Source organism: Azonexus sp. GW821-FHT04F04 (assembly GCF_059420025.1).
The window spans coordinates 524944-537542 of the sequence record NZ_JBWKSX010000001.1; the positions used below are offsets into that span (position 1 = coordinate 524944).

Below are 12599 nucleotides of genomic sequence, written 5' to 3' on the forward strand. Positions count from 1 at the left end.
AAGCAATGAAACCAGTTACCCCCAAGAATGGCGCCGCACGTCGCCAGTTTATTTTTGATTCAGCCAGGATGGTTTGCGGTGTCGGCATGCTCGGTCTTGGTCTTGGCCTCTACGCCAAGCAATCGAAGGCGCTGCCAGCACTGGCCCTGCGACCGCCCGGCGCCTTGCCGGAAGATGACTTTCTCGGCGCCTGCATCCGTTGCGGCATGTGCGTCCGCGACTGTCCCTACAACACGCTCGAACTGGCCAAGCCGGAAACGCCGGTGGCGACCGGTACGCCGTTTTTTGCCGCGCGCAACATTCCGTGCGAGATGTGTGACGACATCCCCTGCATCAAGGCTTGTCCGACCGGTGCGCTTGACCATGGCCTGACCGACATTAACAAGGCCAAGATGGGCGTCGCCGTGCTCATCGACCATGAAACCTGTCTCAATTTCCTCGGCCTGCGCTGCGACGTGTGCTATCGCGTCTGCCCGGTGATCGACAAGGCGATTACCCTCGATATCGTGCCCAACACGCGCACCGGCCGTCACGCCATGTTCCTGCCAACCGTGCATTCCGAGTTCTGCACGGGCTGCGGCAAATGCGAGAAGTCCTGCGTCCTCGAAGAAGCGGCCATCCGCATCCTGCCCGCCAAGCTGGCCAAGGGCGAACTGGGCAAGCACTACCGGGTGGGCTGGGAGGAAAAGTCCAAGGCCGGCCATTCGCTGATCGATGAAACGAAAATGCTCGACCTGCCTGACCGCCTGCCGGAAGGCGCGGTTCTGCCCGGTCACTACGACCCGGCCAGCGGCCACACCGAGGCCATGCGAGGGATGCCCGGCAGCGAGGCGGGTGCCGTCCCGAGCCATCCGCCCGGATTGGGGGACAAGCCATGAGCGCCGCCCAGGGAAAACGTATCGGTGCCGAAGCGGTCGCCGAAAAGGGCTGGTTCGCCGCCCACAAGTGGCTGGTCCTGCGCCGCATTTCGCAGTTTTCGCTTCTTGCCCTGTTCCTCGCCGGACCATGGTTCGGCCAGTGGATCGTCAAGGGCAACCTGGCCTACAGCTACACGCTGGGGGTTTTGCCGCTAACCGATCCCTATGTTGCCCTGCAATCGATGGTTACCGGGCATCTCCCGGAAACGCTCGGTCTGGTCGGCATGGCCATCGTGCTGGTGTTTTACTTGCTGGTTGGGGGGCGGGTCTATTGCAGCTGGGTGTGTCCGGTCAATGTTGTCACCGATGCCGCCGGCTGGCTGCGTGACCGGCTTGGCATCAAGGGCAGTGCGCAGCTAGGCCGCAATACCCGCTACTGGATTCTCGGCATGACTTTCGTTGGCTCGGCGGTCACCGGCGTCGTGCTCTGGGAGCTGATCAACCCGGTGTCGATGCTGCATCGCGGCCTGGTTTTTGGCATGGGCCTGGCGTGGACCGTGGTCCTGGCTATTTTCCTGTTCGACCTGTTCGTGATGAGTCGCGGCTGGTGCGGTCGGCTTTGCCCGGTCGGTGCCTTCTACAGCCTGCTTGGCCGGTGGAGCCCGTTGCGGGTGGCCGCGACCAAACGCTCGGCCTGCAACGATTGCATGGACTGTTTCGAGGTGTGTCCCGAACCGCAGGTCATCCGGCCAGCACTGAAGGGCGAAGGCAAGGGCGTCGGCCCGGTAATTCTGGCGCCAAACTGCACCAATTGCGGCCGGTGCATCGACGTCTGCTCGAAGGACGTCTTCCGCTTCGGCGGGCGTCACGCGGCGGTCGATCCGGCGCCCTGAGGTCGGGGCAAAAAGAAAGGGAGCCGGTCGGCTCCCTTTGTCTTGTTCAGGCCATTCCCACGGTCAACCGGGAAAAACGGCCAAAATCGAAATGCGCTCTCAGGCTTCGGCCAGCACGCCGCGCATCTTCTGCAGCGCCTTGACCTCGATCTGACGAATCCGCTCGGCCGAAACATCGAATTCGGCGGCCAGATCGTGCAGCGTGGCGGCTTCGCCTTCCGGCAACCAGCGGGCCTCGACGATGCGACGACTGCGCGGATCGAGCGTGGCCAAGGCTTCGTGCAGCCCCTCATCCTGCAGGCGGGCGACCGCCTTGTTTTCCAGCACGCGGGTCGGCTCGTAACGCGAGTCGGCCAGATAATCGATGGGCGCAAACGCTTCGTCGCCGTCGTCCGGGTTGCCTTCCAGCGCGATATCGCGGCCCGACAGGCGGGTTTCCATCTCGACCACTTCGTCCTGCTTGACGCCCAAGCGTGCCGCGACTTCAGCCGCCTGCGTGCCGGTCAGCGTGTCGATGCCTTCGTAATCGCTCTTCAGGCTGCGCAGGTTGAAGAACAACTTGCGCTGGGCTTTGGTCGTCGCCACTTTGACCAGTCGCCAGTTTTTCAGGATGTACTCGTGAATCTCGGCCTTGATCCAGTGCATGGCAAACGACACCAGACGGACACCGCGCGTCGGGTCAAAGCGCTTGACGGCTTTCATCAGACCGATATTGCCTTCCTGAATCAGGTCGGCATGCGGCAGGCCATAGCCGAGATAGCCACGGGCGATGGAGATGACAAGACGAAGGTGCGAAAGCACAAGCTGACGCGCCGCTTCCACATCGCCTTCGTTGTGGAAACGCTCGGCCAGCCGGATTTCCTCTGCCTCAGCCAGCATCGGATAACGGTTCGCCACCTGAATATAGGCGTCGATGTTGCCGATTGCTGACGGGATGGGAAGTGTCAGGGCATGGGTCATAGCGTAATGTCCTCCTTCAAGTTACATCTATATATTAGCACTCGCTGCCTAAGAGTGCTAAGAGGGGAAAAGGTTTCTTGTTTTTTGCTGCTCGGTGCGACCTGCGGAATATTTGGCATGCAAGCTGCTTCGAAAAATTTCATTGAGCCCTTCGCTTACTCTCAACAATTTTTCAGGCACCATGAAAACTCGCTACATCCATCCCATTGCAATCAAGGAAGAACTGGTCGAGCACGAGCAGCTCCTGATTCGCGAAAGCATCCGCTTGCTGAGCCGTGGCCTGGAGCCTGAAAAGGCCATTCGCGAAATGCTGCATCTCCTGTCCGAGCTACTTGGCCTGAATCGCGGCCGGGTGGTTTTGCCTGATGGGCAAACTGGCGAACTGGCCATCCGCATTGCCTACGGCCTGACCGGGCGCGAAATGGAGCGTGGAAGATACCGCCTGGGTGAGGGGATTACGGGGCGCGTCATGCAATCCGGTGAAGTCCTGATCGTTCAGGATATCGATAACGAGCCTGCTTACCTGGCCCGGGCGGTTGATCGAAGCGCCTTGCCGGAAGGGACGGTTTCCTTCATTGCCCTGCCGATCATGGTGGACCGGGTGATTGCCGGGGTGCTCGGGGTCCATCGCCTGCGTTCCCGGCAGCGTTCGCTGGGGGCGGATTTGCAGATCCTGCATACGGTGGCGGAGCTGATGGGGCAGATTTTCAAGATCAATCAATTGATCGAGAAACGCACGGCGTCCTTGGCGGAAGAAAACCGGTCGTTGCGGACTGCCTTGCAACAGAAAAGTCTGAGTAAATCAAACTGGGGCATCATCGGCGAGGCGCCGCAACTGATTTCGGCCCTTGACCAGCTTGAGCAGGTGGCAGGCACCGAAGCGACGGTCCTGTTGCTCGGCGAATCGGGCACCGGCAAGGAGTTGTTCGCCCGCGCCCTGCATCTGCAGAGCCCGCGTCGTGACAAGCCCTTCGTCAAGGTCAATTGTGCAGCCATTCCGGAAACGCTTTTTGAGGCCGAGCTGTTCGGCCATGAGAAGGGAGCCTTCACCGGCGCCAGCCAGCAGCGTATCGGGCGTTTTGAACAGGCCAACGGCGGCACGCTTTTTCTCGATGAAATCGGCGATCTTCCCTTGCCGGTGCAGGTCAAGCTGCTGCGCGTTCTGCAGGAGCATGTCATCGAGCGCCTGGGCGGGCGCGGCGAAATCGCCGTCGATGTCCGTATCGTCGCCGCGACCCACCAGGACATGATGGCTCTGGTGCGCGCCGGGCGCTTCCGGCTTGATCTCTATTACCGCCTCAATGTCATCCCGATCCGCCTGCCGGCTCTGCGCGAGCGGCCGGGCGACATCAAGCTGCTCGTTCGCCATTTCGTTTCGCAGCTCAATCAGCGCCATCAGCGCAACATCCTGATCATGCCGCAGGCGCTCACCGGCCTGGTTTCCTATCCCTGGCCAGGCAATATCCGACAGTTGTACAACGTCCTTGAGCGGATCATCCTGCTCTCGCGCGGCGATGAAATTGATGAGGCCACGGTCGATTACGCGCTGGTGACCGAAGCTCAGGGGCAGCCCATCGAGGCCTTGCCGGCGCCGGCTGCGAGCCGCCATGAAATACCGGAGGTCGAGGTGCCCTACCCCGTCGTACGGGGCTATCAAGTCGTCGCGGTAGATGACCGGGAGCATATTCGGAACGCTCTCGTCCAACATGGCGGCAACAAATCGCGAACGGCGAAAGCCCTGAACCTGACACTACGTCAGCTGAATTACCGGATCGAGATTCTCGGCATCGCCGTGCCGGCCAAAAGAACAATCAATTTGTAAACAATTTGTGTACAAATTGATTTGTCTAAAATATGCGGATAAAAATTAACATATTGATTTAATAGCGATATATCGCCTGGCACGCGGCTTGCCATAGAAGAGACAAGCCAAACCCTGTGGGCTCAGCCCATCTGACCAGGAGATATTCATGCCCTCTTCCGCTCTTGCCGTTCCGGTAGCCGATCAACTGATCCGCGACTACTCCCTCTCGCTGTGCGCCTCCGAGGAAAGCCTTGCCGCCATCCGCGAGGTGATCGCCGCCCAGTTGAAACCGAAGGTTCTCGACATCGATCTGAAGGCGGAATATCCGGAGGAGTTTCTTCGGGCGCTGGGCAGGGCTGGCGGCTTTCGCGGTGCGGTCGACGCCGAGTTCGGCGGTAACGAGCTGGGGTTGAAGCACGTCATCCAGGTCATGGAGGAAGTCTCCAAGGAATGCATGTCAAGCGGCTTTCTGGTCTGGTGCCAGACCGCCTGTGCCCGCTACATCCAGCTCTCGGACAACGCCTGGGTGAAAAAGGAATTCCTGCCGCGCATTGCAGCCGGGGAGTTGCTGGCCGGTACCGGTCTCTCCAACACCATCAAATCCTGCGACAACATTGAGGAGTACCGCCTCTCGGCCAAACGCGTCGATGGCGGATACATCGTCAACGGCGTTTTACCCTGGGTATCCAACCTCGGCCAGAACCACTACTTCACCACCGGGTGCCCGGTGCGCAACGAGGACGGCAGCAACGACGGTCTGGTCTTCATTCTGGTCGATTGCCAGCAGGCCGGGTTCAAGCTGGTTGATTGCGCCCACTTCATCGGTCTTGATGGTACGCGGACGCTGGCTTGCCAGTTCAAGGAAGTCTTCGTTCCGGACAACATGGTGCTCGCCCAGCCCAGCGAGTCGACGGCCTACATCAAGCGTATCAAGCCGGGCATGATCCTCGCCCAGATGGGCATGGGCCTCGGTCTGATCGATGCCTGCAGCAAACTGATGGCCCAGTCCAACCGGACACTGGCCCACGTCAATCAATATCTCGACGACCAGTTCGAGGATATCGAAGCAGCCCTTGAGGAAGGTCGCGCCGCCACCTACGCGCTGGCCGATGAGGTGCAACAGGGCCCGGTTGCCGACCGTACCCTGGACATCCTCAAGCTTCGCCTGGCCGGTGGCGAGTTGTCAGTCCGTGCCGCCCACGCCGCCATGCTGCATCAGGGGGCCAAAGGTTACCTGGTGCGTAATGCTGCCCAACGCCGCCTGCGGGAAGCCTATTTCGTCGCCATCGTGACCCCGGCCACCAAACACCTGCGGCGCGAGATCGCCCGTATCGAGGACGGTTTGTCCTGCACCGCCTGATATCAACCGCCATTTTTCCGGAAAGAAAACATATGTCTGAAGTTGCCCAAACTACCCAATGGATCTGCAAGGTCTGCAACTGGATTTACGACGAAGTAGCCGGCGATCCCGAGCATGGCATCGCCCCCGGTACCGCTTTTGCCGACATTCCCGACGACTGGTATTGCCCGGAGTGCGGTGTGACCAAGGCCGATTTTGAAGCAGTCGAGTTCTAAAACAGTGAGCCGAATGCACCATGTTTGTGCATTGGCCCTGATGAAAATAGTGCTGAAAAAGCCGGAATCAGGAAAAACAGAGAAGCAAGCATTAACCGCAGCACCCTCGCCAGGCAGGAACGATTGCTGCATTGCAATAGTGAATCTTAAAACCCCAAGGAGTTCGCCATGTCACTGAATAACCCTTTCGATCCCGACAGCACACTGCATCGTGGCTGTAGCTGCGGCCAGCATGGCTCGCAGGCCGAACATGAACTGGCCGAAGTAGATGCCTTGAATCAGCGCGTCATCCAGTCGACCGTGATGCGCGCGCTCTTTCCTCAGGATGTCGAGCGTCGTCGCTTTTTGGGCACGGTGGGCGCCTCGGCGGCCTGGGCGGCAATTTCATCGCTGATCCCGTTTGGCGCGCTGGAAGCCATGGCCCAGGAAAAGGGCAGCCTGGAAAAGAAAGACCTGAAGATCGGTTTCGTTCCCATCACCTGTGCCAGCCCGCTGATCATGGCCGACCCGCTGGGCTTCTACAGGAAGGAAGGTCTCAACGTCACGATGATGAAGACGGCCGGCTGGGCGCTGGTCCGCGACAAGGTGATCAACAAGGAATTTGACGCCTCGCACATGCTCGCCCCGATGCCGCTGGCCATTTCGATGGGCGTCGGCTCCAATGCATCACCAACCAACGTGATGACCATCCAGAACGTCAACGGTCAGGCCATCGTGCTCGCCAACAAGCACAAGACCAACCGCGACCCGAAGAACTGGAAGGGCTTCAAACTGGCCATCCCGTTCGAATTCTCGATGCACAACTTCCTGCTGCGCTACTACTTGGCCGAGAACGGCATCAATCCGGATACCGATGTCCAGTTGCGCGTCCTGCCGCCGCCCGAAATGGTCGCCAATTTGCGCGCCGGCAACATCGACGGCTTCCTTGGTCCCGATCCGATCAATCAGCGCGCCGTCTATGACGACCTCGGCTTCATCCACATTCTCTCGCGCGAAATATGGGACGGTCACCCGTGCTGCTCATTCGCCATTCCGGCCGAATTCATCCAGCAAAACCCGAACAGTTTCACGGCGCTCTACCGTGCCATCCTGAAGTCCGCAGCCATGGCCCGCGACCCGAAGAACCGGCCGATCATGGCCGAAGTGCTGGCCCCGGCCAATTACCTCAACCAGCCCAAGGCCGTCATCGAACAGGTGCTGACCGGCAAGTTCGCCGATGGTTTGGGCAACGTTCGCAACGTTCCGGAGCGCGTCGATTACGACCCCTTCCCGTGGTACTCGATGGCCTACTGGATCCTGTCGCAGATGAAGCGCTGGGGCTACATCAAGGGCGACGTGCGCTACAAGGACATCGCCGAAAGGGTGTACCTGCTGACCGATGCCCGCAAGCAGATGACCAGCCTAGGTATGAATCCGCCCAAGGAGAACAGCAAGAAGTTCATGGTCATGGGCAAGGAATTTGACCCGGCCAAGGTTGATGCCTACAGCAACAGTTTTGCCATCAAGAAGGCTTGAGGAGCACATCATGTTTAGCAAGTTAGGGCTCAAGGCCGCATTGCTTTCGCTGCTGATCTTCCTGATCTTCATCGGTACGTGGTCGCTGGCCACGTATCACAAGGAAGGCCCGGCAGTGAGCGCGGCCGATGCCGAATACGCGGCAATGATGGGCAAGGGCGCCGGCAAGACCGGTGGCTTTCCGCCGCCCGGCGAAGTCGGTACCGCTTTCGTTACCTACCTGTCGGATCCGTTCTTCGACAAGGGGCCGAACGACAAGGGAATCGGTATCCAGTTGGCTCATTCGCTGTGGCGGGTCGGTCTCGGATTCTTCTTGGCGGTGATCGTCGCCATTCCCCTGGGCTTCGCCATCGGCATGTCGCCGCTGCTCTTCCGGGCGCTCAATCCGTTCATCCAGATCCTTAAGCCGATCTCGCCGCTGGCCTGGATGCCGCTCGCCCTGTACAGCCTCAAGGACTCGGACGTTTCCGGCATCTTCGTGATCTTCATCTGCTCGCTGTGGCCGATGCTGATCAACACGGCCTTCGGCGTTGCCGCCGTCCGCCGTGACTGGATCAATGTCGCCCGGACGCTGGAAGTCAAGCCGCTGCGCAAGGCTTTTCAGGTCATCCTGCCGGCTGCGGCGCCGACCATCCTGACCGGCATGCGCATCTCGATGGGCATCGCCTGGCTGGTCATTGTCGCCGCCGAGATGCTGGTCGGCGGCACGGGTATCGGCTACTTCGTCTGGAACGAGTGGAACAACCTGGCCCTGCCCAACGTGATCTTTGCCGTCGCCATGATCGGGCTGGTCGGCATGGTCCTCGATCAACTCTTCGGCTCGCTGCAAAAGCTGGTCACCTACCGGGAGTAATCAAGATGACTCAGCATTTCCTCAGCGTCGAAGGCTTGCAGAAGGTTTATCCGGCTGCCGATGGCAAGCAGAACCCGCCGGTTTTCGACAACATCCACTTCGGGATCGAGTGCGGCGAGTTCGTCTGCATCATCGGTCACTCCGGCTGCGGCAAGACGACCATCCTGAACGTTCTGGCCGGCCTCGAAGAAGCCAGCAGCGGCGTGGTCATCATGGACGGCAGGGAGGTCAAAGGCCCCAGCCTGGATCGCGGCGTCGTTTTTCAGAGCCACGCCCTGATGCCGTGGATGACGGTGCTCGGCAACGTCGCCTTCGCCGCCAAGTCGCGCTGGCCGGAGTGGTCCAAGGCCAGGATCGATGAGCACTGCACGACCTACCTCGAGATGGTCGGCCTCGGCCATGCCATCCACAAGAAGCCGGCCGAGTTGTCGGGCGGCATGAAGCAGCGTGTCGGCATTGCCCGCGCCTTTGCCATCGAGCCCAAGATGCTGCTCCTCGACGAGCCTTTCGGGGCGCTAGATGCGCTGACTCGCGGGACGATTCAGGACGAGTTGCTGAAGATCGTCCAGGCCACGGGCCAGACGGTGTTCATGATCACCCACGACGTCGACGAGGCGATCCTGCTCGCCGACAAGGTGATCCTGATGAGCAACGGTCCGCACGCCAAGATCGCCGAGATCGTCGAGATCACCATGCCGCGCAACCGGACGCGGGCCGAGATGCACCACGATCCGCAGTTCTATCGCATCCGCAATCACCTTGTCGATTTTCTGGTGAATCGTTCGAAGGGCTACGCCGGCAGCGATGCCGCCGTGCTCCACGACGCACGGCATCCGCCGGTTGTCCGCCCCGGACTTGCCCCCGATGAGCCGCCGCCGAGCGACAGCACCCGCCCCATTCTGAAACAGGTCGTCAATCAATAACCCCCTCCAGGAGCACACAAATGAACCGCAATGACGTAACTGAAATGATCATCGGCGCCAAGATCACCAAAGGCATCAAGTGGGCTGATGTCGCCAGCAAGATTGGCCTGTCCAAGGAATGGGTCACAGCCGGCTGTCTCGGGCAGATGACTTTTGATGCCAAGCAGGCGGCCATTCTCGGCGAGATCTTCGATTTGCCGAAAGAAGCAGTCGCCCTGCTCCAGGTCGTGCCCTACAAGGGCTCGCTGCCGACCTCCGTGCCGACCGATCCGCTGATCTACCGTTTCTACGAACTGATCAGCGTCTATGGCACAACCTTCAAGGAGCTGATCCACGAAGAATTCGGCGACGGCATCATGTCGGCCATCGATTTCAAGATGGATCTGGCGCGCGAAGCCAATCCGATGGGTGATCGGGTCAGCATCACCATGTCGGGCAAGTTCCTGCCCTACAAGACCTACTAATCCCGTTTCGCCCCGCTTCGGCGGGGAGTCCCAAGCAAGCCGGTGCTGAACGCCCGTTTTTACGGGCAGGGTAGCGCTCAACCTGAAATTCGACTTTCCCCAACTTACTGGAGCCTCAAAATGACTCAAACCACCAAAACCTACCTCCGTCCGATCGACCGCGATGGCCTGGCGAAATTCGCCGCCGGCGGCAAGGAAAACCCCGAACGCCGCGGCACCAACAAGGTGCACACCGTGATGCAGGGCCAGTTCCGCTCGTGGAGCTTCGTCGGCATCCACAACCCGGTTGTCGTCGATGAGCCGCTCCACCTGTTCGGCGAGAACACCGCGCCGGCCCCCGGCGAAGTTGTCCTCTCCGCGCTCGGCGGCTGCCTCGGCGTCGGCATCACGGCGATTGCCACGCATCGCCAGGTCAAGCTTTCCCGCCTGGAAATTTTCCTCGAAGCCGATATCGGCAATACCGCAGCCTGGGGTGCCGGCGGTGCCGAGCGCCTGCCGGCCGACATGGGTTTCAAGGAAATCCGCGTCAAGGTCATCGTCGAAGGCGATGCCAGCCAGGAAGAACTCGACGACATCGTACAAAAGGCCAACTACTACTCGCCGGTCGCCAACACGATGCGCAACCCGATTCCTTTCACCATCGCCAAGGTTGACGAGGCCTGAGATGAGCAAATCGTTTTCGGTCATCACCGGGGACGTCTCGAAGGCGCTGGGCAAGCTGCGCAGCGCCATTCCGGAGACGATGAAGGGCTTTGGCCAGATGTCGCAAGGCGCCCTGGCCGAAGGCACGCTGTCGGCCCTGCACAAGGAACTGACGGCGCTCGCCATCGGTGTCGCCTCGCGCTGCGATGCCTGCATCGGCTTTCATGTCAAAGCCCTGATCAAGCTCGGCGTGACCCGCGAGCAACTGATGGAAACGCTGGCCATCTGCGTTTACATGGGCGGCGGCCCGACCCTGATGTATGCCGCCGAAGCGGTCCGCGCCTACGACGAGTTCGAAGGCGCCTGATGCAGTCCGGCTCGCCCGCGGTCAATGTGACCGGGGGCGGGCACCCCCATTGAAAGTCAGCACATGAACAATCGCACCCTGATCATCGGTAGTGGCCTGGCCGGCATCACGCTCGTCCGCGAACTTCGCAAGCTCGACAAGGAACGTGAGATCGTCGTCATCACGGCCGATGATGGCGGTTTCTATTCCAAGCCCAACCTGTCCAATGCCTTTGCCGCCAACAAGCGGCCGGAGGACATGGTGCTGACCCCGGCCGACAAGCTGGAGCGTGATCTGGGCATCCGGATCATGGCGCATACCGCCGTCGCCCGCATCGATGCCGGCTGCCGGGAAGTCGTGTGCACGCAGGGGACGCTGGCCTACGACCAACTCGTTCTGGCCGTCGGGGCCTCGCAGATTCCGTTGCCGCTGGCCGGCGACGGTGTGCCGGATGCGATCTCGATCAACAGCCTGGCCGATTACGCTCGCCTGCGTAGCCGGCTGACCGGGAAACGCAGCGTCGCCATCGTCGGCGCCGGCCTGATCGGCTGCGAATTCGCCAACGACCTGCGTCTGGGTGATTTCGCCGTCGATGTGTACGACCAGATCGAACAACCCATGGGCCGTCTGTTGCCGCCCGCCGCCGCGCAGCAGCTACGCGCCAAGCTGACGGCCATCGGCGTCGGCTTTCATCTCGGTGCACGGCTCGAAGCCATTCGCCGCGACGGCGAGCGTTACGTCCTGATCGACAGCCAGGGTAACGCCCGCCCTTACGACCTCGTGCTGTCGGCCATCGGCCTGCGGCCCAATTTGGCGCTGGCCAAGACGGCCGCGCTGGCAACCGGTCTGGGCATCGTCACGGATGCCTTCCTGCGAACCTCCGACCCGAACATTTACGCGTTGGGCGACTGCGTCGAACTGGGCGGCCTGTTCCTGCCTTACGTCATGCCGATCATGCTGGGCGCCAAAAAACTGGCCGGCACCCTGACCGGCAATCCCGAGCCGGTGACTTACCCGGCGATGCCCATCGTGCTCAAGACGCCGGCTTGCCCGACCGTTGTTTCGCCACCACCCGGCGCGCCCGGTCAATGGGATGCGGCGATCACCGAAGACGGCCTGCGGGCACTCTTCGTCGATCAGGCGAGTGGCCAGCCCAGCGGCTTTGTCGTGCAGGGCAGCTTCACCAAGGAGCGCATGGCCCTTGCTGCCTTGATGCCGAATTTGAGCGCCTGACAAAATTATTGTCCTGGCCGAGGACCTGGGACGATTGCCACGGTCAACCGGGAAAAATGGTCAAAAATCAAATCGCCGGAAGCGATCTGGTTTTTTGGGCTTGCTTCGCCCCCTAAAAGCCCTAAAATTGCGCCCCTTCTGGCGCGTTGGTTTTTTCGGTGCGCCAAACCAGCTTTGACCAAACCGAGGAATGAACATGAACAAATCCGAACTGATTGATGCCATCGCTGAAGAAGCCGGCCTGACCAAGGCCGATGCTGCCAAGGCCCTGGATGCCGTGACCGGCGCCATTGTTGCTGCCGTGGCCGCTGGCGACTCCGTTTCCCTGATCGGCTTCGGCACTTTCAAGGCATCGGCCCGCGCTGCCCGTGAAGGCAAGAACCCGAAGACCGGCGAAAAGCTGTCGATCGCCGCCACCACCGTGCCGAAGTTCTCGGCTGGCAGCAACTTCAAGGCTGCTGTCGCCAAGAAGTAATCCGGCGCACTGCCAAAAAAGCCCCAGAGCTTCGATTTCTGGGGCTTTTTGCTTTCTGA

General features: G+C 60.6%; 14 protein-coding genes. 13 read left to right on the forward strand and 1 reads right to left on the reverse strand.

Features of this window, described 5'->3' with window-relative positions; genetic code table 11:
* Positions 1 to 5: 5 nt before the first annotated feature.
* Entirely contained in the window at positions 6 to 878 is an 873-nt protein-coding gene (gene napG, locus AC07TV_RS02570) for a ferredoxin-type protein NapG (protein WP_494646833.1), read from the forward strand.
* Positions 875 to 1750, forward strand: a complete 876-nt coding sequence (gene napH, locus AC07TV_RS02575) for a quinol dehydrogenase ferredoxin subunit NapH (protein WP_494646834.1) — start codon at positions 875 to 877, stop codon at positions 1748 to 1750. Before napG ends, napH begins: the two co-directional genes overlap by 4 nt.
* A gap of 99 nt (positions 1751 to 1849) precedes the next feature.
* On the opposite strand, the gene rpoH is transcribed toward napH, so the two are convergent.
* Positions 1850 to 2710 carry an RNA polymerase sigma factor RpoH gene (gene rpoH, locus AC07TV_RS02580; RefSeq protein ID WP_494646835.1) on the reverse strand — a complete coding sequence of 287 codons (861 nt, stop codon included), beginning with the start codon at positions 2708 to 2710 and terminating at the stop codon, positions 1850 to 1852.
* Between the two features lie 181 nt (positions 2711 to 2891).
* On the opposite strand from rpoH, the gene AC07TV_RS02585 reads away from it, so the two are divergent.
* The 11 genes from AC07TV_RS02585 (at position 2892) to AC07TV_RS02635 (ending at position 12540) form a co-directional block, all read left to right on the forward strand.
* The gene (locus tag AC07TV_RS02585) at positions 2892 to 4532 is read left to right on the forward strand and encodes a sigma 54-interacting transcriptional regulator (RefSeq protein WP_494646836.1); all 1641 of its coding nucleotides are present in this window, start codon (positions 2892 to 2894) and stop codon (positions 4530 to 4532) included.
* Positions 4533 to 4680: 148 nt separating this feature from the next.
* Positions 4681 to 5874: an acyl-CoA dehydrogenase family protein gene (locus tag AC07TV_RS02590; protein ID WP_494646838.1), complete on the forward strand. Its 1194-nt coding sequence runs from the start codon at positions 4681 to 4683 to the stop codon at positions 5872 to 5874.
* Between the two features lie 32 nt (positions 5875 to 5906).
* Entirely contained in the window at positions 5907 to 6089 is a 183-nt protein-coding gene (locus AC07TV_RS02595; protein ID WP_494646839.1) for a rubredoxin, read from the forward strand.
* Positions 6090 to 6257: 168 nt separating this feature from the next.
* Positions 6258 to 7604, forward strand: a complete 1347-nt coding sequence (locus AC07TV_RS02600; RefSeq protein WP_494646840.1) for a CmpA/NrtA family ABC transporter substrate-binding protein — start codon at positions 6258 to 6260, stop codon at positions 7602 to 7604.
* A 10-nt stretch (positions 7605 to 7614) separates the two neighbouring features.
* On the forward strand, positions 7615 to 8457 hold the full coding sequence (ntrB, locus tag AC07TV_RS02605; protein WP_494646841.1) for a nitrate ABC transporter permease: 843 nt from the start codon (positions 7615 to 7617) through the stop codon (positions 8455 to 8457).
* Positions 8458 to 8462: 5 nt separating this feature from the next.
* The gene (locus AC07TV_RS02610) at positions 8463 to 9380 is read left to right on the forward strand and encodes an ABC transporter ATP-binding protein (protein ID WP_494646842.1); all 918 of its coding nucleotides are present in this window, start codon (positions 8463 to 8465) and stop codon (positions 9378 to 9380) included.
* Positions 9381 to 9400: 20 nt separating this feature from the next.
* Entirely contained in the window at positions 9401 to 9844 is a 444-nt protein-coding gene (gene cynS / locus AC07TV_RS02615) for a cyanase (RefSeq protein WP_494646843.1), read from the forward strand.
* A 120-nt stretch (positions 9845 to 9964) separates the two neighbouring features.
* Positions 9965 to 10507: an OsmC family protein gene (locus AC07TV_RS02620; protein WP_494646844.1), complete on the forward strand. Its 543-nt coding sequence runs from the start codon at positions 9965 to 9967 to the stop codon at positions 10505 to 10507.
* Between the two features lies 1 nt (position 10508).
* Positions 10509 to 10853: a carboxymuconolactone decarboxylase family protein gene (locus AC07TV_RS02625; RefSeq protein ID WP_494646845.1), complete on the forward strand. Its 345-nt coding sequence runs from the start codon at positions 10509 to 10511 to the stop codon at positions 10851 to 10853.
* 63 nt (positions 10854 to 10916) lie between these two features.
* Complete coding sequence (locus AC07TV_RS02630; RefSeq protein ID WP_494646846.1) at positions 10917 to 12065, forward strand: NAD(P)/FAD-dependent oxidoreductase; 1149 nt, start codon at positions 10917 to 10919, stop codon at positions 12063 to 12065.
* A gap of 196 nt (positions 12066 to 12261) precedes the next feature.
* A complete protein-coding gene (locus tag AC07TV_RS02635; RefSeq protein ID WP_494646847.1) occupies positions 12262 to 12540 on the forward strand; it encodes an HU family DNA-binding protein in 279 nt (92 codons plus the stop codon).
* Positions 12541 to 12599: the final 59 nt, after the last annotated feature.

Excerpts from the sequence above, each read along its gene's own strand:
- napG (WP_494646833.1), top strand. The coding sequence starts at position 6 with ATGAAACCAGTTACCCCCAAGAATGGCGCCGCACGTCGCCAGTTTATT.
- napH (WP_494646834.1), top strand. The coding sequence starts at position 875 with ATGAGCGCCGCCCAGGGAAAACGTATCGGTGCCGAAGCGGTCGCCGAA.
- rpoH (WP_494646835.1), bottom strand. The coding sequence starts at position 2,710 with ATGACCCATGCCCTGACACTTCCCATCCCGTCAGCAATCGGCAACATC.
- AC07TV_RS02585 (WP_494646836.1), top strand. The coding sequence starts at position 2,892 with ATGAAAACTCGCTACATCCATCCCATTGCAATCAAGGAAGAACTGGTC.
- AC07TV_RS02590 (WP_494646838.1), top strand. The coding sequence starts at position 4,681 with ATGCCCTCTTCCGCTCTTGCCGTTCCGGTAGCCGATCAACTGATCCGC.
- AC07TV_RS02595 (WP_494646839.1), top strand. The coding sequence starts at position 5,907 with ATGTCTGAAGTTGCCCAAACTACCCAATGGATCTGCAAGGTCTGCAAC.
- AC07TV_RS02600 (WP_494646840.1), top strand. The coding sequence starts at position 6,258 with ATGTCACTGAATAACCCTTTCGATCCCGACAGCACACTGCATCGTGGC.
- ntrB (WP_494646841.1), top strand. The coding sequence starts at position 7,615 with ATGTTTAGCAAGTTAGGGCTCAAGGCCGCATTGCTTTCGCTGCTGATC.
- AC07TV_RS02610 (WP_494646842.1), top strand. The coding sequence starts at position 8,463 with ATGACTCAGCATTTCCTCAGCGTCGAAGGCTTGCAGAAGGTTTATCCG.
- cynS (WP_494646843.1), top strand. The coding sequence starts at position 9,401 with ATGAACCGCAATGACGTAACTGAAATGATCATCGGCGCCAAGATCACC.
- AC07TV_RS02620 (WP_494646844.1), top strand. The coding sequence starts at position 9,965 with ATGACTCAAACCACCAAAACCTACCTCCGTCCGATCGACCGCGATGGC.
- AC07TV_RS02625 (WP_494646845.1), top strand. The coding sequence starts at position 10,509 with ATGAGCAAATCGTTTTCGGTCATCACCGGGGACGTCTCGAAGGCGCTG.
- AC07TV_RS02630 (WP_494646846.1), top strand. The coding sequence starts at position 10,917 with ATGAACAATCGCACCCTGATCATCGGTAGTGGCCTGGCCGGCATCACG.
- AC07TV_RS02635 (WP_494646847.1), top strand. The coding sequence starts at position 12,262 with ATGAACAAATCCGAACTGATTGATGCCATCGCTGAAGAAGCCGGCCTG.